Origin of the sequence: Kitasatospora sp. NPDC056184, assembly GCF_042268405.1 — a bacterium.
GTDB lineage: Bacteria > Actinomycetota > Actinomycetes > Streptomycetales > Streptomycetaceae > Kitasatospora.
This window is the reverse complement of sequence record NZ_JBHJUI010000009.1, coordinates 66,548-85,161: the sequence shown is the minus strand read 5'-3', so window position 1 is coordinate 85,161 and position 18,614 is coordinate 66,548. Positions and strand designations below refer to the sequence as shown.

Annotated in this window: 20 protein-coding genes; 10 read left to right on the top strand and 10 right to left on the bottom strand. The window is 75.2% G+C overall.

Annotation, left to right across the window (positions count from 1 at the left end; genetic code table 11):
- Window positions 1–171: 171 nt before the first annotated feature.
- The 3 genes from ACFC0B_RS19400 (at window position 172) to ACFC0B_RS19390 (ending at window position 3,789) form a co-directional block, all read left to right on the top strand.
- Window positions 172–915, top strand: a complete 744-nt coding sequence (locus tag ACFC0B_RS19400) for an alpha/beta fold hydrolase (RefSeq protein WP_376087046.1) — start codon at window positions 172–174, stop codon at window positions 913–915.
- A gap of 160 nt (window positions 916–1,075) precedes the next feature.
- Complete coding sequence (locus ACFC0B_RS19395; RefSeq protein ID WP_376087045.1) at window positions 1,076–2,536, top strand: dihydrolipoyl dehydrogenase family protein; 1,461 nt, start codon at window positions 1,076–1,078, stop codon at window positions 2,534–2,536.
- A 128-nt stretch (window positions 2,537–2,664) separates the two neighbouring features.
- Complete coding sequence (locus ACFC0B_RS19390; RefSeq protein WP_376087044.1) at window positions 2,665–3,789, top strand: WD40/YVTN/BNR-like repeat-containing protein; 1,125 nt, start codon at window positions 2,665–2,667, stop codon at window positions 3,787–3,789.
- A gap of 39 nt (window positions 3,790–3,828) precedes the next feature.
- Here ACFC0B_RS19390 and ACFC0B_RS19385 read toward each other — a convergent pair whose 3' ends face one another.
- Both ACFC0B_RS19385 and ACFC0B_RS19380 read right to left on the bottom strand, forming a co-directional pair.
- On the bottom strand, window positions 3,829–4,281 hold the full coding sequence (locus tag ACFC0B_RS19385) for a hypothetical protein (RefSeq protein ID WP_376087043.1): 453 nt from the start codon (window positions 4,279–4,281) through the stop codon (window positions 3,829–3,831).
- A gap of 53 nt (window positions 4,282–4,334) precedes the next feature.
- Complete coding sequence (locus tag ACFC0B_RS19380; RefSeq protein WP_376087042.1) at window positions 4,335–5,495, bottom strand: epoxide hydrolase family protein; 1,161 nt, start codon at window positions 5,493–5,495, stop codon at window positions 4,335–4,337.
- 147 nt (window positions 5,496–5,642) lie between these two features.
- Between ACFC0B_RS19380 and ACFC0B_RS19375 the strand changes: the two genes are divergently transcribed.
- Complete coding sequence (locus ACFC0B_RS19375; protein WP_376087041.1) at window positions 5,643–6,419, top strand: GNAT family N-acetyltransferase; 777 nt, start codon at window positions 5,643–5,645, stop codon at window positions 6,417–6,419.
- 99 nt (window positions 6,420–6,518) lie between these two features.
- Window positions 6,519–7,547, top strand: a complete 1,029-nt coding sequence (locus ACFC0B_RS19370) for a LacI family DNA-binding transcriptional regulator (RefSeq protein ID WP_376087040.1) — start codon at window positions 6,519–6,521, stop codon at window positions 7,545–7,547.
- 149 nt (window positions 7,548–7,696) lie between these two features.
- Here the strand turns inward: ACFC0B_RS19370 and ACFC0B_RS19365 are convergent, their stop codons facing one another.
- The 4 genes from ACFC0B_RS19365 to ACFC0B_RS19350 form a co-directional block, all read right to left on the bottom strand.
- Window positions 7,697–8,740 carry an ABC transporter permease gene (locus ACFC0B_RS19365; RefSeq protein WP_376087039.1) on the bottom strand — a complete coding sequence of 348 codons (1,044 nt, stop codon included), beginning with the start codon at window positions 8,738–8,740 and terminating at the stop codon, window positions 7,697–7,699.
- Window positions 8,737–9,669 (bottom strand): ABC transporter ATP-binding protein, encoded by a 933-nt coding sequence (locus ACFC0B_RS19360; RefSeq protein WP_376087038.1) that lies wholly within the window; start codon window positions 9,667–9,669, stop codon window positions 8,737–8,739. Before ACFC0B_RS19360 ends, ACFC0B_RS19365 begins: the two co-directional genes overlap by 4 nt.
- Window positions 9,670–9,685: 16 nt before the next feature.
- Window positions 9,686–10,141: a GntR family transcriptional regulator gene (locus ACFC0B_RS19355; protein ID WP_376087037.1), complete on the bottom strand. Its 456-nt coding sequence runs from the start codon at window positions 10,139–10,141 to the stop codon at window positions 9,686–9,688.
- A 78-nt stretch (window positions 10,142–10,219) separates the two neighbouring features.
- The gene (locus ACFC0B_RS19350) at window positions 10,220–11,695 is read right to left on the bottom strand and encodes a DUF2079 domain-containing protein (protein WP_376087036.1); all 1,476 of its coding nucleotides are present in this window, start codon (window positions 11,693–11,695) and stop codon (window positions 10,220–10,222) included.
- A 178-nt stretch (window positions 11,696–11,873) separates the two neighbouring features.
- On the opposite strand from ACFC0B_RS19350, the gene ACFC0B_RS19345 reads away from it, so the two are divergent.
- Window positions 11,874–12,932, top strand: coding sequence for a fatty acid desaturase family protein (locus ACFC0B_RS19345; RefSeq protein WP_376087035.1), 1,059 nt, complete (start codon window positions 11,874–11,876; stop codon window positions 12,930–12,932).
- Window positions 12,933–12,956: 24 nt separating this feature from the next.
- Here the strand turns inward: ACFC0B_RS19345 and ACFC0B_RS19340 are convergent, their stop codons facing one another.
- Window positions 12,957–13,469, bottom strand: a complete 513-nt coding sequence (locus ACFC0B_RS19340) for a GNAT family N-acetyltransferase (RefSeq protein ID WP_376087034.1) — start codon at window positions 13,467–13,469, stop codon at window positions 12,957–12,959.
- A gap of 88 nt (window positions 13,470–13,557) precedes the next feature.
- Between ACFC0B_RS19340 and ACFC0B_RS19335 the strand changes: the two genes are divergently transcribed.
- Window positions 13,558–14,685: a hypothetical protein gene (locus ACFC0B_RS19335; protein WP_376087033.1), complete on the top strand. Its 1,128-nt coding sequence runs from the start codon at window positions 13,558–13,560 to the stop codon at window positions 14,683–14,685.
- Between the two features lie 54 nt (window positions 14,686–14,739).
- Here ACFC0B_RS19335 and ACFC0B_RS19330 read toward each other — a convergent pair whose 3' ends face one another.
- The gene (locus ACFC0B_RS19330; RefSeq protein WP_376087032.1) at window positions 14,740–15,066 is read right to left on the bottom strand and encodes a rhodanese-like domain-containing protein; all 327 of its coding nucleotides are present in this window, start codon (window positions 15,064–15,066) and stop codon (window positions 14,740–14,742) included.
- Window positions 15,067–15,113: 47 nt separating this feature from the next.
- Here ACFC0B_RS19330 and ACFC0B_RS19325 point away from each other — a divergent pair, with 47 nt between their 5' ends.
- Window positions 15,114–15,767 carry a TetR/AcrR family transcriptional regulator gene (locus ACFC0B_RS19325; RefSeq protein ID WP_376087031.1) on the top strand — a complete coding sequence of 218 codons (654 nt, stop codon included), beginning with the start codon at window positions 15,114–15,116 and terminating at the stop codon, window positions 15,765–15,767.
- Between the two features lie 42 nt (window positions 15,768–15,809).
- Here the strand turns inward: ACFC0B_RS19325 and ACFC0B_RS19320 are convergent, their stop codons facing one another.
- Together ACFC0B_RS19320 and ACFC0B_RS19315 are read right to left on the bottom strand one after the other, a co-directional pair.
- Window positions 15,810–16,175: a nuclear transport factor 2 family protein gene (locus ACFC0B_RS19320; RefSeq protein WP_376087030.1), complete on the bottom strand. Its 366-nt coding sequence runs from the start codon at window positions 16,173–16,175 to the stop codon at window positions 15,810–15,812.
- Window positions 16,176–16,192: 17 nt separating this feature from the next.
- Window positions 16,193–16,654 (bottom strand): hypothetical protein, encoded by a 462-nt coding sequence (locus ACFC0B_RS19315; RefSeq protein WP_376087029.1) that lies wholly within the window; start codon window positions 16,652–16,654, stop codon window positions 16,193–16,195.
- Between the two features lie 158 nt (window positions 16,655–16,812).
- On the opposite strand from ACFC0B_RS19315, the gene ACFC0B_RS19310 reads away from it, so the two are divergent.
- Together ACFC0B_RS19310 and ACFC0B_RS19305 are read left to right on the top strand one after the other, a co-directional pair.
- The gene (locus ACFC0B_RS19310) at window positions 16,813–17,187 is read left to right on the top strand and encodes a YciI family protein (RefSeq protein ID WP_376087028.1); all 375 of its coding nucleotides are present in this window, start codon (window positions 16,813–16,815) and stop codon (window positions 17,185–17,187) included.
- A 128-nt stretch (window positions 17,188–17,315) separates the two neighbouring features.
- Window positions 17,316–18,596, top strand: a complete 1,281-nt coding sequence (locus ACFC0B_RS19305) for an RNA polymerase sigma factor (RefSeq protein WP_376087437.1) — start codon at window positions 17,316–17,318, stop codon at window positions 18,594–18,596.
- Window positions 18,597–18,614: the final 18 nt, after the last annotated feature.

Here is an 18,614-nt window from a genome sequence, read left to right as displayed (position 1 = left end):
CGGTTCGGCCGATCGGGTCAAGGAGCCGATTAATCCGGTCGAGTTCTGTCCGCATTCGATTCTAGGGTCGGAGTCGACGAAGGGCGTCCGGGCGGCTTTCCCCGGTGCCCACGTCGGCGGCCGCGCGGCCCGTACCCCAGGACACAAGACTCCAGAAGAGGACCGTTCCCCATGAGCACCTTCGTACTCGTTCCCGGTTTCTGGCTCGGCGGCTGGGCCTGGGACGCGGTGGCCGAACCACTGCGCGCCGCGGGCCACACCGTGCACGCGGTGACCCTGCCCGGGCTCGCCGAACGGACCGGCGAGGCCTCGCCCGAGACCGGCGCGCAGACCCACATCGACGATCTGACCGACCTGCTGGTCCGCGAGGACCTCCGGGACGTGGTCCTGGTCGCGCACAGCGGCGGCACCATCGCCGTGAGCGGTGCGGCCGACCGGGTGCCCGAGCGGATCCGCCGGGTGGTCTGGGTCGACTCCGGTCCGATGCCCGGCGGCGCCGCGATCGCCGACCTCTGGGACCCCGCCTACCGCGCCGCGCTGGAGGCCTCGCTGGTCGACGGCTGGCGGCTGCCGCTGCCCTCCTGGGAGCTGCTGGCCTCGGGCGGCGCCGACGCGGCGGGGATCGACGAGGCCGGGCTGGAGCGGTTCCGCGCACGGGCGACCGACCAGCCGGGCCGGACCCTCACCGACCCGGTGCAGCTGACCGGCGGGGCGGCGAAGCTGCCCAAGGGCCTGCTCTCCTGCTCGATCCCGCTGGCGCAGGTCCGCGAGATGATCGCCGCCGGGCACCCGTACTTCGCGGCGCTCGGCGGGCCGGAGTGGGAGCTGCGCGAGGTGCTGACGGGACACTGGCCGATGTTCTCCCGGCCGGCCGAAACGGCGGCGGCGCTGGTCGAGTTGGCCGAGGCCGAGTAGCGGACCCGGGGCCGGGGCGGTCGCCCGGACGGCGGGCGGGGCGCCGGTACGGTCGCCCGGACCGGCGCTTCGCCCGCGTGTTCGGCTGCGCCGGGCGGGCGGGTCGGCGCAGGATGGGCACGGCACCACGACACACCCGCGCGAGCACGGAGGAACACGGATGACCTCTCCCCAGCCCACCGCCCCCGAGGAGTACGACGTCATCGTGGTCGGCGCCGGTCCGACCGGAGAGAACGTGGCCGACCGGACGGCCGCCGCCGGGCTGCGCACCGTGGTCGTGGAGAGCGAACTGGTCGGCGGCGAGTGCTCGTACTGGGCCTGCATGCCGAGCAAGGCGCTGCTGCGCCCGGTGGCCGCGCTGGCCGACGCCCGCGCGGTGGCCGGCTCCCGGGAGGCGGCCGGCGGCGCCCTGGACGCGGCCGCGGTGCTCGCCCGGCGCGACGCGTTCGCCTCGCACTGGCAGGACGACGGCCAGGTGAAGTGGCTCCGCGACACCGGCATCGACCTGGTCCGCGGCCACGGCCGGCTGGCCGGCGAGCGGCAGGTGACGGTCGAGGGGGAGGACGGCGGCGAGCGGCTGCTGGTGGCCCGGCACGCCGTGGTGATCTGCACCGGCAGCCGGCCGGTGCTGCCGGTGGGCGTCCCCGGGCTGGCCGAGGCGCGCCCGTGGACCAACCGGGAGGCGACCGGCTCGCCCGCCGTCCCCGGCCGGCTGGCGGTGGTCGGCGGCGGTGTGGTCGGCGTCGAGATGGCCACCGCCTGGCGGGCGCTCGGCTCGGAGGTGGTGCTGCTGGTCCGCGGCGGCGGACTGCTGCCCCGGATGGAGCCGTTCGCCGGCGAGCTGGTCGCGGACGGGCTGCGGGCGGCCGGGGTGGACGTGCGCTTCGGGACGGAGGTCGCCGCGCTGGAGCGGCGGGCGGCGGACGGCGGGCCCTCCGAGGTCACGCTGGTGCTGGGCGACGGCGAGCGGCTGACCGTGGACGAGGTGCTGTACGCCACCGGGCGTGCCCCGCGCACCGCGGACGTCGGCCTGGAGCAGGTCGGCCTGCACCCCGGCGGCTGGCTCGACGTGGACGACAGCTGCACCGTGCTCGGGGTCGACGGCGGCTGGCTGTACGCGGCCGGGGACGTCAACCACCGGGCGCTGCTCACCCATCAGGGCAAGTACCAGGCGCGGATCACCGGCGCGGCCATCGTCGCGCGCGCCCAGGGGCGCCCGCTGGACACCGCGCGCTGGGGCGCGCACGCCGCGTCCGCCGACAGTGCGGGCGCGCCGCAGGTGGTCTTCACGCACCCGGAGGTCGCGGCCGTCGGCCTGACCTTGGACGCCGCCGAGCGGGCCGGTCTGCGGGTCAAGGCCATCGACCACGACCTCGGCGCGGTCGCCGGCGCCTCGCTCTACGGCGACGACTACCGGGGCCGGGCCCGGGCGGTCTTCGACCTGGACCGGGAGGTGCTGGTCGGCGTGACGTTCGTCGGCCCGGGCGTCTCCGAGCTGGTGCACTCGGCGACCGTCGCGGTGGTCGGCGAGGTCCCGATCGACCGGCTCTGGCACGCGGTGCCCGCCTACCCGACGATCAGCGAGGTCTGGCTGCGGCTGCTGGAGGGCTGCCGGGGCTGACCGCCGCCCGCCACCGCCCGCAGCCCGGCCCGGCGCGGCGAGATGTGGCGGGCGGGCGACGGCGGGACACTGGCCCGAGGAGGGGTGTCCGGGCGGGGCCGTGTTCGCCGAGCGGGTGGTGTGTGGCAATGAGCGAAGTGCTGTTGGCCGTCGGAACCGAGAAGGGCCTCTTCCTCGGACGCAGCCGCGACCGGTTGGACTGGGAGTTCAGCGGGCCGCACTTCCGGATGAACGCGATCTACTCCGTCGCGATCGACCGCCGGGACCGCGGGAGCGGCGGGCCCCGGCAGGACGGCGGCGTCCGGCTGCTGGTGGGCGCCGACAGCAGCCACTGGGGCCCGTCGGTCTGGCGCTCGGACGACCTCGGCGCCAACTGGTTCGAGCCGTCCACCCCCGCGATCCGCTTCCCCGAGCACACCGGCGCCTCGCTCACCCGGGTCTGGCAGCTCCAGCCGGCCGGCCCCGAGGAGCCCGGCGTGGTCTACGCGGGTACCGAACCCGCCGCGCTGTTCCGCTCGGCGGACGGCGGCGAGAGCTTCACCCTGGTCGAGTCGCTCTGGAACCACCCGCAGCGCGGCGAGTGGGGCGCCGGCTACGGCGGCCAGGGCCTGCACACCGTCCTCACCGACCCGCGCGACCCGCAGCGGCTGCTGATCGCCGTCTCCAGCGGCGGCGTCTACCGCAGCAAGGACGGCGGCGGCAGCTGGGAGCCCTCCAACTCCGGCCTGCGGGCCGAGTTCCTGCCGGAGGAGAACCAGTACCCCGAGTTCGGCCAGTGCGTGCACAAGATCGCCCGGGACGCCGTCAACCCGGACCGGCTCTACCTGCAGAACCACGGCGGCGTCTACCGCAGCGACAACGGCGGCGCGAGCTGGCGCTCGATCGCCGACGGGCTGCCGGCCGACTTCGGCTTCGCGGTCGCCGCCCACCCGCACCGCGCCGACACCGCGTACGTGTTCCCGCTCGGCGGCGCCGACGACCGGATCCCGCCCGGCCGCCGCTGCCGGGTGTTCCGCACGAACGACGCCGGGGACAGCTGGCAGACGCTCGCCGACGGCCTGCCGGGCGAGGACCACTACGGCATCGTGCTGCGTGACGCGCTGCGCACCGACGACGCCGAACCGGCCGGCATCTACTTCGGCAACCGGACCGGTGACGTCTACGCGAGCCACGACGAGGGCGGGCACTGGGCGCTGCTGGTCTCCCACCTGCCGGACGTCCTCTGCGTACGGGCGGCCGTGATCGCGGACTGACCCGCGGACCGGCACGCGGCCGTGAGCGGGGCGGCGGGCTCAGGTGTCGTACGTGCCGTCCCACGGGGCGTGGAAGCCGAGGCGGTCGGGGTAGAGCTCGGCCCAGTCGTCCTCCGCCGCGCCCTCGTGGTGCCGTTCGAGGACCAGGCCGAAGAGCACGCCGTCGACGTGCACGGCGAAGGGCGCGATCGCGACGTCCCCGAACTCCCGCTCCGGCAGGGCGTCCAGCCACCGCTCCAGCAACCGGCCGGCGGCCTTGGCGACCTCACCGCCGAAGGCGCCGGGCACCGCCTCGACCCGGGAGTCGAGGTGGCGCCCGCCCTCGTCGAAGCGGTGCAGGACCGCGAAGCAGGACGGCACTCGCGGGTCCGCCGCGCCCTCCGGGACGGCGAAGGTGACGGAGGCCAGGAACTGGCCGCCGCGGAAGCGGCCGATGGTGTCGGTGCGGTAGTCGGGCTCGTAGGCGATCGGGACGACCTCGGGAACGCTCATGCCCGAACGGTAGGCCCCTGCACCGACAGCCGGGGCTCCCCTCCACCGGCGGCTCAGCGCAGGGTGCGGAAGAACGCCCGGACGTCCGCCACCAGTTGTTCCGGCGCCTGGAGCGAGGCGAAGTGGCCGCCGGTGTCGTACGCGGTCCAGCGGGTCACGGTGTTGGACAGCCCGGCCAGGGTGCGGATCGCCCGGTCGCCGTGGAACAGCGCCACCCCGGTCGGGACGCCCGAGGGCGCCGGGCGGCCCCAGCCGTCGGCCGCGATCTCCCGGTAGAGGCGGGCGGCGGAGCCGGCGGTGCCGGTGAGCCAGAAGGCGGTCACGTCGGTCAGCACGGCGTCCCGGGAGGGCAGGGTCTGGCCGGTCGCCACCGGATCGTGGTCGACGAAGAATTCGAGGTTCCAGGCGAGCTGGCCGACCGGCGAGTCGTTGAGCGCGTAGGCCACGGTCTGCGGGCGGGTGGCCATCTGCGTCGCGTAGCCGGAGTGCGCCTGCCACCACCGGGCGTTGGCCGCGGCCCGGGCCCGCTCGTCGGGGGACAGCAGCGCGGACTCCTCGGCGCCGAGCGGGGCCGAGGCGTTCGGCGGCGCGTTGAGGTGGACGCCGATCACCTCCTCGGGCGCCACCCGGCCGAGTTCGGGCGAGACGATGGCGCCGAAGTCGCCGCCCTGCGCGCCGTACCGCCGGTAGCCGAGCCGGCGCATCAGCCCGGCCCAGGCGGCGGCGATCCGGCGGGTGCCCCAGCCCGGTCCGGTGGTCGGCCCGGAATGGGCGAAGCCGGGCAGCGAGGGCGCGACGACGTGGAAGGCGTCGGCCGGGTCGCCGCCGTGCGCCCGGGGGTCGGTGAGCGGGCCGAGGATGCCCGTGAAGTCGTGGACGGTGCTCGGCCAGCCGTGGGTCAGGATCAGTGGGACGGCCTCCGGCTCGGGCGAACGGACGTGCAGGAAGTGCACGTTCTGCCCGTCGATCACGGTGGTGAACTGGGGGAAGGCGTTCAGTGCCGCCTCGTGGGCCCGCCAGTCGTAGCCGTCCGCCCAGTACCCGGCCAGCTCGCGCAGGTACGGCCCGGCGACCCCGTACGACCAGCCGGCGCCCGGCAGTTCGTCCGGCCAGCGGGTACGGGCGATCCGCAGGCGCAGCTCGTCCAGTTCGCCCTGCGGAACGGCGAGCCGGAACGGTCGGACGGCGTCCTCGTCGATGATGTCGGTGATCACGCGGTGGACGGTAGGCGTCGAGTAGGTCGGCGGACGTCCTACTCTGCGGGCCGGAAACGGTTGATCCGGACGGATCGTTCACCGAGCATGGCGGGGAACCGGGCGCGCCCGAGGGGCGCGCCGACGCGCGAGGATCGGACGGACGGCGTGGCGGAGAAGGAACCTGACTGGCAGTACGGCTACGGGGCCGACGGCGCGGCCCTCGTGCGGTACGAGCGCGGGGAGCGGGAGGGGCGCCCCTGGGCCGACCTGCTGGAGGTGGTCGACCCCCGTGCCGACCTGGCCGCCCAGGTCGCGTACGTGCGGGCGGAGATGGCGGGCTGGGTGGTCTCCGGACCGGTCGGACTCGGCCAGGAGCTGGTGCGGCAGGGGGCGTCGGTGCTGCGCCACGGCCACAGCATGCGGCGCGAGCTCACCGGCGCGCCGCCGGCCGGGGGTTGGGAGGCCTGGGCGGGGACCCCGCTGCGGGACGGGTTCCGCGCGGTTCCGTGCGACCGCCCGGCCGCGGCGCTGGTCCCGGCCTCGCTGGCCGCCTTCGGCCCCGGCCACCCCGACCACCGCCCGGAGGAGCACGAGGACGGCCGGCCCGCGGTGCGGCGGTTGGCCGAACTGCTCGCCGGGGAGGTCATAGGGCCGCTGCTGCCGTCCAGCGCCCTGGTGGTGGACGAGGCCGACCGGGTGGCGGCCGGAGCCGTCCTGACCGACTGGAACGGGCAGCCCTGGATCGCGAGCGTGTTCCGCGACCCGGCACTCGGCTACCCCGGTCTCGGCCGTGACCTGCTGCGCCGCGTCGTCGGTGCCGTCGCCCTCGCGGGCAGGACGGAGATCGGGCTGGCGGTGACCGAGGGCAACACGGCCCGGCGGCTGTACGAGGAGATGGGTTTCACCGTGGCCGGCACGTCGCTGACGGTCGTCGTCCCCTGAGCCACCACCGGCGGGCCACCGCCGGGCACCGCCGCCGCGCCCGTCCAGCCGGTGAAATGGCCGTGAGGGCGGTCGGTGGCGGTGTGTAGGCTCGCGGGCATGGCAAGGGTGACGCGGGACGACGTGGCGAGGGCGGCGGGGACGTCGACTGCGGTCGTGAGCTATGTGATCAACGACGGGCCGCGGCCGGTGGCCGCCGCGACGCGGGCCCGGGTGCTCGCCGCCGTCGAGGAGCTGGGGTACCGGCCGAACCGGGTCGCCCAGGCGATGGCCCGGCGGCGCACCGACCTCATCGGCATGGTCGTGCCGGACGCCCGCCAGCCCTTCTTCGCCGAGCTCGCGCACACCGTGGAGCGCGCTGCCGCCGAGCGCGGCCGGCTGCTGCTGATCGGCAACTCCGACTACGCGAACGAGCGCGAGGCCCACTACATCCGCGCCTTCCTCGGCATGCAGGTGGACGGCCTGGTCCTGGTGACCCAGGACCCGTCCGCCCCCGGTGTCACCGGCGTGGACGCCACCGAGGGGACGCCGGTCGTCCTGCTGCACCACCGCGCCGAGACCGAGCGCGGGATCGCGGTGGTCGCGGACGACGAGGGCGGCGCCCGCGAGGTCGTCCGCCACCTGCTCGGCCACGGGCACGCCGAGGTGCACTGCTTCGGCGGCACCTTCGCGCTCAGCCCGAGCGACCCGGTGACCGTCCGCACCGCCGGCTGGGCCGCCGCGCTCGCCGAGGCGGGCCTGTCCACCGAGGGCCGGCTGACCCGGGCACCGTTCGACCGCGTGCGGGCGCACCGGGAGGCGCTCGCGCTGCTGGCGCGCGCCGACCGGCCGTCCGCCGTCTTCTGCGCCACCGACGACCAGGCGATCGGCCTGCTGCGGGCCGCCGACGACCTGGGCATCCGGGTGCCGGAGGACCTCGCGGTGGCCGGGTTCGACGACATCGCCGAGGCGGTGATCGCCGGACCGCCGCTGACCAGTGTGGCCACCGCCCAGGCGGAGATGGCGCGCGCCGCCGTCGACCTGGTGCTGAGCGCCGGCGCGGACGGGGGCTCCGCACCGGCCGCCGGGGCCCGGACGTTCCCGGCCCGGATGGTGGTCCGCCGCTCCTGCGGCTGCACCGGGAACTGACGCACCGGGCGGAGGACGCCCCCTGGCCGCGCCCGCCGGATCCGCGCTCTTCGCCCTGCTGCCGACCGTCGCCGCGCTCGCCACCCGGCTGCACCGCCCCCGGCTGCACCGGGCGCTGGAGCGGGGCGCGGGCGGCGCCGCCGCTCGGGTCAGTTGCCGGCCCGGGTGAGCCGGCGGAAGACGACGGCCACGACGAGGGCGGTGAGCACCAGCAGCAGACCGGCCTCGACGAGCTGGACCGGGACGAGGTCCGACACCGGGTGGAACGTCCCCCAGGAGGTCCGCGCCACCCCGCAGGCCTCGGACGCGTTCACGCATTCGGCGTCCGTCAGCCTGGTGCCGTCCGCGAGCACCACCCCGCGATCCACCAGCCAGGCGTTGGTGGGCTGGACGAAGCCGCTCATGAGGTTGTTGTACGGCTGCTCCATGGAGACCCGCGGCCAGAAGTACGGCCGCAGCGCGGCCACCACCGCGTGGGCGCCGGCCACCACCGCACCGCTCACCAGTACGGCGGCGACGGTGCGCCGCAGCAGCTGGCCGACCAGCACCCCCAGCGCCAGGCCGAACAGCGACCAGACGACGGGGGCCACCCCGAGCACGGGGTAGGTGAACGCCTGGAACGGCGGGTCGAAGGCGACGGGATTGTGCACGACGTCCGTCCACCACACCCAGCTGGTCAGCCCGGACAGCACGGCGGACAGCAGCAGCACGACCGCGCCGGGGACGGCGAGCCGGGCCGCCAGCCAGCGGCGCGGGGTGACGGACTGCGCCAGGACCAGCCGCAGGGTGCCGCGCTCGTACTCCTGGGCGAGCAGCGGCCCGCCGAGGAACATGCCGAGCAGGACCGGAACGGCGGTGACGGCCGGCTGGACGACGTCCGTGAAGATCCTGCTCAGCATCTCGACCCGGCCGGCCTGGATCCGGCACCCGAGCTCGTCCCACGACTTCGGGTGGTAGCAGTCGGTCTGGTGCATGAGCTCGATCCGGTCCTGGAGGAGGACGTGCAGGGCGACCAGGAGAAGTGCGGCCACAACCATGAGGAGGGCCATCAACAGGACGGCCGTCCGGCTCTGCCGCCAGGTCAGCCAGAGCACCCGGCCCGTGCCGGGCGGGGAGCCGGCCGGGGCGGGCCGTTCGCCCGCGCGGTCCGCGGGCACCGGGGCGGGCGGGCCGGTCAGGATGCTGGTGCTCATGCGGCGGCCTCGCGATCGGGGGCGGCGAGGTGCGCCGGGGGGACCGGGGTGCGGAGGTAGGCCAGCAGCAGCTCCTCCAGGCTCGGCCGGACCGACTCCCACGGCCCGTCGACCGGCTCGCCGGTGTGCAGCAGCGCGGTGACCTGGCGGCCCCGGACCCGCCGCTCCACCGCGATGCCGGCGGGCAGTTCGGCCCCGCCCGCGACGCCGGTGAGCAGCTGGTGGCCGTCGAGGATCTCCTCCAGGTCCCCGGCCAGCCGGATCCGGCCCGCCTGGACCAGCAGCAAGTGGTCGATGACGCCGTCGAGTTCGGGCAGGATGTGCGAGGAGACCAGGATGGTGGTGCCGCGTTCGGCGGCCTCGGCCATCAGCAGGCCCATCAGCTCGTGGCGGGCCAGCGGGTCGAGGTCGGCCATCGGCTCGTCGAGCAGGAGCAGTTCGGCGCGCTTGCCGAGGGCGAGGGCGAGCGCGATCCGGGTCCGCTGGCCGCCGGAGAGCGCACCGATGCGCGAGCGGGGGTGCAGCTCCCCCAGGTCGACGACGCGCCGGGCGGCCTCCTCGTCCCATCCGGGGTTGAGCTCGCGCCCGATGCGCAGCGTCTCCGCCACCGTGAAGGACGGGTAGAGCGGCTTCTCCTGCGTGACGTAGGCGACCCGGGCGCGCGCTCGCGGGGTGCCCGACACCTCGCCGAACACCCGCAACTCGCCCTCGGTCGGCTCGATCAGCCGGGCGGCCAGGGTGAGCAGGGTGCTCTTGCCCGCCCCGTTGGCCCCGACCACGCCGCAGATCCGGCCGGCCGGGACGGTGAAGTGGCAGTCGCGCAGCGCCCACAGGCCGCCCCGGTACCGCTTGCCCAGTCCCACGGCCTCGACGGCCGGCCGCTCCTCGGCCGGCGCCCCCTGCACCGGTACGGATGCCACGTCCGTCATGGTCCCCCCGCCCTCCCTAGTTCGATGCGGCCGGATCCTCCGGCCCGGTTGACGTGCGCGGCGCCGCCGGGGTGCCGGTGGAGGTGACGCCGGTCTCGAAGCGCTGCTCCAGCACGGAGGCCACCAGCGCGGCGATGTCCTCCCGCTCCAGTCCGGCCGCCCGGGCCTCGTCGACCCACCCCACCAGCCCGGCCCGCAGCGGACCGTCCGCGGCGGCCTCCGGCCGGGCGAGGGACCGGCGGACGAAGGTGCCGAGCCCCGGGCGGGGCTCGACCAGCCCCTCGCGCTCCAGTTCGCGGTAGGCCTTCAGCACGGTGTTCGGGTTGATCGCGGTCTGCTCGACCACCTCTCGCGCGGTCGGCAGCTTGTCCCCCGGCTGGAGCACACCGAGCCGCAGCGCCTGCTTGGTCTGCTGCACGATCTGCTGGTAGGTGGAGACGCCGCTGCGCCGCTCGATGCGGTACTCGATCACACCCTGTTCACCTTTTCACTAGTTCATTAGTGGAATCGTGGCGGACCCCGCCACCGCGGTCAAGTCGGACCAGGGGGGTCAGGGACGGCGCAGCAGCCGCAGGTCCCCGTCGTCCACGACCCGCCGGTAGCCGAGCCGCTCGTAGCGGCCGAGCATCCGGACGGTGTCCTCGATCGCGCAGGGCGCGCGCACGCTCGGATCGGCCAGGTCGACGACCACCCACTGCGGCCCGTCCTGCAGCGCGTCGGCCAGGGGCGGGGCCGGCTCGCGGCAGACCAGGCCGACCGTGGTCCGCCCGGCCAGCTGCGCGGCGAGGCGGTTGGACGCGGCGACGGTGGCGCCGTCGGGTATCCGGGCGAGCATCCCCCTGGTCGCGGCGAGGCGGGGCGAGGTGCTCCAGGCCCCGGGGGCGGCGATCTCGCGCAGCGGGTAGAGCGGGATCGTCACGACGGCGACCAGGCCGGCGACCGCCAGCGCGCGCCGGGCCCGGCGGACGGCGGCGCGGTCGGGTCCGGCCGGGCCGGTCCCGGCTCCGCCCCCGCGGGCGAACGCGCCGGTCCGGTCCAGGGCGTCCACCAGGGCCGCCACCAGCAGCGGCATCAGCACCGCGCTGTAGTGGTAGCCCACCCCCCAGTAGTGCGGATTGTCGGCGAGCAGCCGCCAGCCCAGGGTCGGTACGCAGAGCAGCGCCAGCGGCGACCGCAGCCCCAGGAACCCGGCGGTCGCGGCCGACAGTCCGAGCAGCAGCCACTTCAGCGGCGGCCAGACCACCCGGACCGCCGTCGCCCAGGGCGCGCCGGCGGCCTCCCCGGCGCCCATCTGCCCCCAGTAGTCGAACGCGCCCCCGGGGTTGAACGACGGCAGGACCACCAGCACGGTCAGCGCCGTCGCGGCGACCCCGAACACCGCCGCCCCGAAGCCCAGCGCCCGGATCCCGCTCCCGCGCGGGGCCCGCACGAGGACCAGCACCCCGACGGCGGCCACCGTCAGCCCGAGATCCTCCTTCACCAGCACCAGCGGTAGCGCCCAGAGCACCGCCGCGACCGGCCGCCCGCGCCCCAGCGCGGTGGCCGCGAACGCCAGCAGCGGCACGGCGAACGCGATCTCGTGGAAGTCGTCGGACACTGCCTCGACGATCCCCCAGGACAGCCCGATCAGGCAGCCCGCGGTGCCCGCGAGTCGCGGGCCGCCGACCTCGTAGGCCCACCGGCTGAGCGGCACCACGGCCAGCGCCATCAGCACCGCCTGGGCGAGGAGCAGCGTCACGGCGCTCGGGAACGCCCGGTAGAACGGGGCGAGGGCGGCCAGCAGCGGGTGGAAGTGGTCCCCGAGCAGGTGGTAGCCGGGGCCCTTGAGCAGGGCGACCGGCGCCCGCCCGTGCGCGTACCCGCGCACCGCCTGCTCGAAGATGCCCAGGTCATAGGCCTGGGTCAGGACGCGCCGGTGCCGGTTGACGGCGACGCAGGAGTAGAGCACGGCGAACAGCCCGGCCGGCCCCCAGGACAGCACCCGGGGCCGCCGGAGGGAGCGGAGCACCCTGCTGAGCACCCACATGCGCAAACCACCCTTCCACTATTGAATTAGTGGAAGGGTGGTGGAACCCGCGAGCGACCGTCAACCCCCGCCCTTTCGGGCAGGGGGTACCCCATATCGGACAGGGGGGTTAACTCCCCCCTCGGGAAGGGGGTTTCTCGGGTACCGTGGCGGCGTCCGGACCGACAGACTTCCTCCCATGAGCCCAGAGCCCACCACCCTTCCGCCTCCGGTTCCGGCCGCACCGCCGCGCCGCGACCCGGACGGCAGCGACTTCGCCCAGCTCACCCGCCGAATAGCCGAGGAGGGGCTGCTCGACCGCCGCTACGGCTACTACGCGGCCCGCTTCGGCGTCACGCTGGCCGCGTTCGCGGGCGGCTGGTACGCCCTGTACGCCCTGGGCGACACCTGGTGGCAGCTCGCGCTGGCCGTCGCGATGTCCCTCGTCTTCGGCCAGCTCGGACTCCTCGCCCACGACCTGGCGCACCGCCAGGTGTTCGGCGGGCGGCGCAACAGCGAGGTCGGCGGGCGGATCGTCGCCAACCTGCTGATGGGCATGAGCTACGGCTGGTGGATGAACAAGCACACCCGCCACCACGCCAACCCCAACCACGAGGGCCGGGACCCGGACGTCTCCCCCGACATCGTGGTCTGGTCGCAGGACCAGGCCCGGCAGTCGCGCGGGGCGGCCCGGTTCATCGGCCGCCGGCTGGCGTACCTGTTCGTCCCGCTGCTCTTCCTCGAAGGCCTCAACCTCAGCTTCAACAGCTTCCGCGCGCTCCGCAGCCCCTACCTGAAGCGCCCCCGGCTGGAGGGGGCCCTGCTCGTCCTGCACTTCGCGGCCTACTTCGGGGCCGTGTTCACCGCACTGCCGGCCGGCAAGGCGCTCGCCTTCCTCGCCGTGCACCAGGCCCTGTTCGGCGTCTACCTGGGCGCTGTCTTCGCGCCGAACCACAAGGGCATGCTGATGGTGACGCCGGAGATGCGGCTGGACTTCCTCCGCCGCCAGGTGCTGACCTCGCGCAACGTCCGCGGCAACCCCGTCCTCGACACGCTGATGGGCGGCCTCAACTACCAGGTCGAGCACCACCTCTTCCCCAGCATGCCGACCCCGGCGCTCCCCCGGGCGGCCCGGATCACCCGGCGGTTCTGCGCGGAGAAGGGCATCCCGTACTACCAGACCGGGCTGCTCCGCTCCTACCGCGAGATCTTCGCCCACCTCCACCACACCGGTGAGCCGCTGCGCGCGGACCACTGAGCGGACGCACCGGCGCCCTCGGCGTCAGAGGAGTTCGGCGGCGAGCAGGTCCATCAGGAGATTGTCGTGCCAGCTGCCGTCGGAGCCGCGCTCGTACTGGCGCATCACGCCCACCGGACGGAAGCCGACCTTCTCGTAGCAGCGGATCGCCGGGGCGTTGTCGGCCGCCGGGTCGATGACCAGCCGGTGGAAGCGGTGGTGGTCGATCAGATGGCGGGCCAGGGTGCGGACGGCGTCGGTGCCGTAGCCGCGGCCGTGGCGGGCCGGGTCGAGGTAGATGTCCAGGCCGGCGTGGCGGTACTCGTCGTCGTCGTTGGCGTACCACTGGACGGCGCCGACGATCCGGCCCTCGGCCTCGATGACGAAGGTCTCGGTGCCGGATTCGGCGAGATCGGTGGTGACGGCCTCCGTGAGGTCGTCACCACCGCGCCAGCGGGCGAAGACCTCGGGGGTGCGGCGGATCGCCACCAGGGCCGGGACGTCCTCGGTGGCGGCCGGCCGGAGCGTGACGTGCGCGCCGTGCAGAATCGTCCCCATACCAGCGGATGCTTCCATGGAACGCCGCGTTCGGCGAGCCGTTTTCGGCTTTGCCCGCACCACCTCCCACCGGGGATGATTCCCCGTCGTGATACGTCTGCTGATCTTCCTCCTCTTCCTGGTGGGCTACCTCGTCTACCGGGTCGTCCGCCGCAAGCGCCACCTGAAGTGGGCCCGGGCCGACTTCGACCCGGCGGCGTACGGCATGCCCCCGCGCGAGCGGCTGGACCCGACCCGGGCCGGTCCGCCCTCCCCGCTGGAGCGGCGGAAGCGCTCGCAGGCGATCGCCGACGCGGCCTGGTCCGGGGACTGGCGCCCGGCGGCCGCGTACGTCGCCGAGGCCGGCGACCACTGGGACGAGCGGTGGGACCGCCTGGGGCTGCTGGCGGCGATCGCGGCCGACGGCGACGGCTGGCTGGGCGCCTGGCGCTCCGCCGAACCCGGCAACTGCGACGCCGCCACCCTGGAGGCGAAGCTGATGGTGCACCGCGCGTGGGAGGTGCGCGGCTCCGGCTACCGGGACGAGGTCGGCGACGACGCCATCGAGGCGTTCCGCGAGCTGCTGCCGGCCGCGGTCGAGGCTGCCCGCCGGGCGGCCCTGCTGGACCCGGCGAACCCGGGCCCGTGGGTGGTGATCGTGACGGCGGCGCGCGGGGCGCAGTTCACCCCCGAGCAGTTCCAGGAGGCCTGGGACGAGCTGGTGAAGCGCGCCTGGTTCCACTACGACGGCCACTGGCAGGCCATGCAGTACTGGTGCGAGAAGTGGTTCGGCTCGAACCAGCAGATGCTGGCCTTCGCGGAGCGCGCCATGGACGCGGCCCCGCCCGGCAGCCCGCTGGGCGGGATCTACCTGCACGCCCTCGCGGAGCTGGAGGGGCGCCGCGGCGCCGCCGGCACGCTGACCGAGAACAGGACCAAGTGGCGCCTCCGGAACCTCGCCGCCCAGCTGCGGCTGGTCCGGCCGGACGACGAGCGGCTGCCGCAGCTGCGGCACCTGCTGGCGCACTTCGCCGGTGAGGTGGATGCGTACGACATCGCCCTGGAGCAGTTCCGGGCGATCGGGCCGTGGTGCGGCGCGCGGCCGTGGAACGAGCAGGACGATCCGGCGGCGGCGTTCGACCTGGCCCGCGCGCTGGCGGTGAAGCGGGCCAAGGCGGAGCCGCTGGCGGCCGAGCTGCGGCCGGCGAAGAACACCGGCGCGGGGCAGGGGCTGTAGGCCCGGCCGGGAGGGGCGCTCCCCGCGCAGCGCCCCTCCCTCCCCCGCGGGGACTCAGGCGGTCTCGACCGGGAGGCCGGCCTCGGACCAGTCCTGGATGCCCTCGCGGTACTTGCGGACGTTGGTGTAGCCGAGGGCGGTCAGGCGGTCGGCGACCTGGCCGCTGTTGGGGCAGGCCTCGTTGGAGCAGTAGGTGACGATCGCGGCGTCGCGGTCCGGCAGCAGCTCGGGCGCGAGCCGGTCCACGTCGGCCCGGACCAGTTCGATCGCGCCGGGCAGGTGCTGCTGGGCGTAGTAGTCGCCGCCGAGGGTGTCGACGACGGTGACGGAACCGGCCTCCATGGCCGAGGCCAGGTCGTCCCGGGTGATGAGCACGGTCATGCTGCGGCCTCCTGGGGCTGCGCATCGATTCGGACTATAGTCCGCTTATGACTCAGGACAGTACCGGACCGCAGTCCGCTTATGCAATGCCCGAGGGGGCCGTCCCCCTGGAGCTGCTGCGCACCCCGCCGCCCGTCGAGCGCGCCGACGCCGCCCGCAACCGGGCCGCCGTGCTGGAGGCGGCGGCGCGGCTGTTCGCCGAGCACGGCGCCGAGGCGGTCTCGATGGACCAGGTGGCCGCCGCGGCCGGTGTCGGCAAGGGCACGCTGTTCCGCCGCTTCGGCGACAAGGCCGGGCTCGGCGCGGCCCTGCTGGACGCGCGGGAACGCGCGCTCCAGGACGCCGTCCTACGGGGGCCGGCGCCGCTCGGCCCCGGGGAGGCGGGCGCCGGGCCGACGAGCGGCGAGCGGCTGGCGGCGTTCGTCGGCGCCTACCTGGACTACCTGCTGGACCACCTCGACCTGGTCCGGATGTCCGAGACGGCCGGCCGGGGTTCGCGCTACCGGATCGGCGCCTACCGGTTCTGGCACCGGCACGTCGCGCTGCTGCTCGGCGCGGCCGGGCGGAGCGAGGACCCGGAGCACGACGCCCACGCGCTGCTGGCGGTCCTGGCGGCCGAGCACGTGGCCGCCCTGCTCCCGGAGTTGGGCGAGGAGCGGATCCGGGCGGGAGCCCTGCGGCTCGCCGCCCGGACGGTGTGAGGGTTCGGAGGGTGCGGGGGTGCGGGGGTGCGGGGCCCGGTGTCAGTTCTCCGGCCCGTACGCCCCGAAGCCGCGGCAGACCAGGCCGTCCCGGAAGGTCAGCGCCTCCGCGACGGCCACCCCGCGCTCGTTGCGGTAGTCGATCACGATCGTGTCGACCGAGACCCGCACCGAGACCAGCGTGAAGTGCAACTCGGGCAGCAGCGCCAGGGCCTTGCCCCAGTACGCGCGCAGCGCCTCCTTGCCGCGCACCTCCCCCGACGGCTCCCCCAGGAACGTGACGACCCGGGGCGAGACGAAGACGACGTCGTCCGTGTAGTGCGCGAGGACGCCCTCCAGGTCGCGGGCGTTCCACACCGCCACCCACTCCTCGGCGAACCGCTGCGCGAAAGCGTGATCGATGGTCATGCCCCCCATCCTCCCCGCTACTCGGCGGAGTCGGGGAGGGAACCGGCGGAGCGGAGCGGGGCGAGGACGAACGGCACGTGCTCGGGCTCGCAGGCGATCAGCACCGAGGCGTCGCCGTCGCGGCACTCGACGAAGTGCCAGGAGCGCGGCATGCCCCGGGGGTCGCCCGAACGGCGCGGACGGACGGCCACCGTCTCCAGGGCGCCCACCGGGAGCGGCCCGCCGGGCAGGTCCGGCGCGTCCTCCGCGTAGGTGCGGGTCAGCCGGAGGCCGGTGGGGGTGGCGTGCAGGAAGGCGCCGGCCGGGTCGCAGTAGGGCAGCTTGCCGATCACCCGGGCCTCGAACCGCACCGGCCGGCCGAAGTGGAACGCCGTGTGCATCTGCTCCAGCTCGGCGGCGGCGCGGCGGTCGCGCCGCCGGGAGGACAGCGAATCGCCCAGGGCGTCCGGCAGGATTGCGAGCAGCAGGTCACCGATCATGCCCGCCATTCGATCATGGAACGACCGGGCCCGGTGGCCGGTCCGGAGAAGGGCCGGAAGAATTTCCGGGCGGCTGTCGAAACGGCCGCCGCCCGTTCGACGCAGGGGTGAGAGGCGGGGAGAGGCCCCGCCCGCACACGTCCGAGGAGTGAGCCGCCATGCCGCGCTTCCTGTCACTGATCCGCATCGACGAGCAGCAGGCCTCCGAGTTCCGGCCCGACCCCGGCTTCGAGGAGCGGATGGGAGCCCTGTTCGAGGAGATCACCAAGGCCGGGGTGATGCTGGAGACCGCCGGACTGCTGCCCACCGAGGAGGGCACCCGGCTGCTCTGGGACGGCGGCAAGGTGACCTGCACCGACGGCCCGTTCACCGAGACCAAGGAGGTCGTGGGCGGCTACGCCCTCCTCCAGTGCAAGGACAAGGCCGAGGCCGTCGAGTGGACCCGGCGCTTCCTGGAGACGCACCCGGCTTCCTGGCACGTCGGCGCCGAGCTGCGCCAGATCGACGAGAACGCCGCGCCGCCGGAGGCGTGACCGGCGGGGCGGTGGTTTGCCCCGGCGGGCGGCGACTGCTCTGATGGGTGATCGTGACGGAGCGCAACGCGGGACCGGCGGAGCCGGCCCGGACGGCCCGGACGACGGGGACGGCCGGGGCCGCGGAGGTGGCCAGCACCGTCGAGACCGTCTTCCGGATCGAGTCCGCGCGGATCATCGCGGGGGTCACCCGGATCGTGCGGGACGTCGGCATCGCCGAGGAGCTGGCGCAGGACGCGCTGGTCGCCGCCCTGGAGCAGTGGCCCGAGTCGGGCGTCCCGGACCGTCCGGGCGCCTGGCTCACGGCCGCCGCCAAGCACCGCGCGATCGACCTGGTCCGCCGCCGGGAGACGTACGCGCGCAAGCTCGCCGAGGTCGGGCGGGCGCTGGAGGACGTGCCGCCGCCCGAGCCGTCCGGGCCGGACGACATCGACGACGACCTGCTGCGGCTGGTCTTCACCGTCTGCCACCCGGTGCTGCCGGCGCCGGCCCGGATCGCGCTCACCCTGCGGCTGCTCGGCGGGCTGACCACGGCGGAGATCGCCCGGGCCTTCCTCTCCACCGAGCCGACCGTGGCCCAGCGGATCGTGCGCGCCAAGCGGACGCTGGCGCAGGCCGGGATACCGTTCGAGGTCCCGTACGGGGAGGAGCGGGCGGGCCGGCTCTCCTCCGTGCTGGAGGTCATCTACCTGATCTTCAACGAGGGCTACGCGGCGACCGCCGGGGACGACCTGCTGCGGCCCGCGCTCTGCGAGGACGCGCTGCGGCTGGCCCGGGTGCTGGCCGCGCTGATGCCCGCGGAGCCGGAGACGCACGGGCTGGCGGCGCTGCTGGAGTTCCAGGCCTCCCGGACGGCCGCCCGCACCGGTCCGGACGGCGCGCCCGTGCTGCTGGCCGACCAGAACCGGGCCCGCTGGGACCGGCTGCTGATCCGGCGCGGGCTCGCCGCCCTGGGGCGGGCGGGCACCGGGCCGTACGCGGTGCAGGCCGCGATCGCCGCCTGCCACGCGCGGGCGGCGCGGTACGAGGACACCGACTGGGCGACCATCGCCGCGCTCTACGGCCGGCTGATGGCGCTCACGCCCTCCCCGGTGGTGGAGCTGAACCGGGCCGTGGCGCTGTCGATGGCCGAGGGGCCGGCGGTGGCGCTGGAGGTGGTGGACGCGCTGGCGGCCGAGCCGGCGCTGCGCGGCTACCACCTGCTGCCGAGCGTCCGGGGCGACCTGCTGGCCCGGCTGGGGCGGGGGGCCGAGGCGCGGGCGGAGTTCGATCGGGCGGCGGGGCTCACCCGCAATGTCCGGGAGCGGGAGCTGCTGCTCGCCAAGGCGGCGGAGGCGGCCGAGGCGGCAGCAGCCCGAGCGGACGGGGGTCGGGGGATCGAGGGTCGAGGGTTGCGCGCCGAGGGCTGAGCGGGCGGAGCGTTCGAG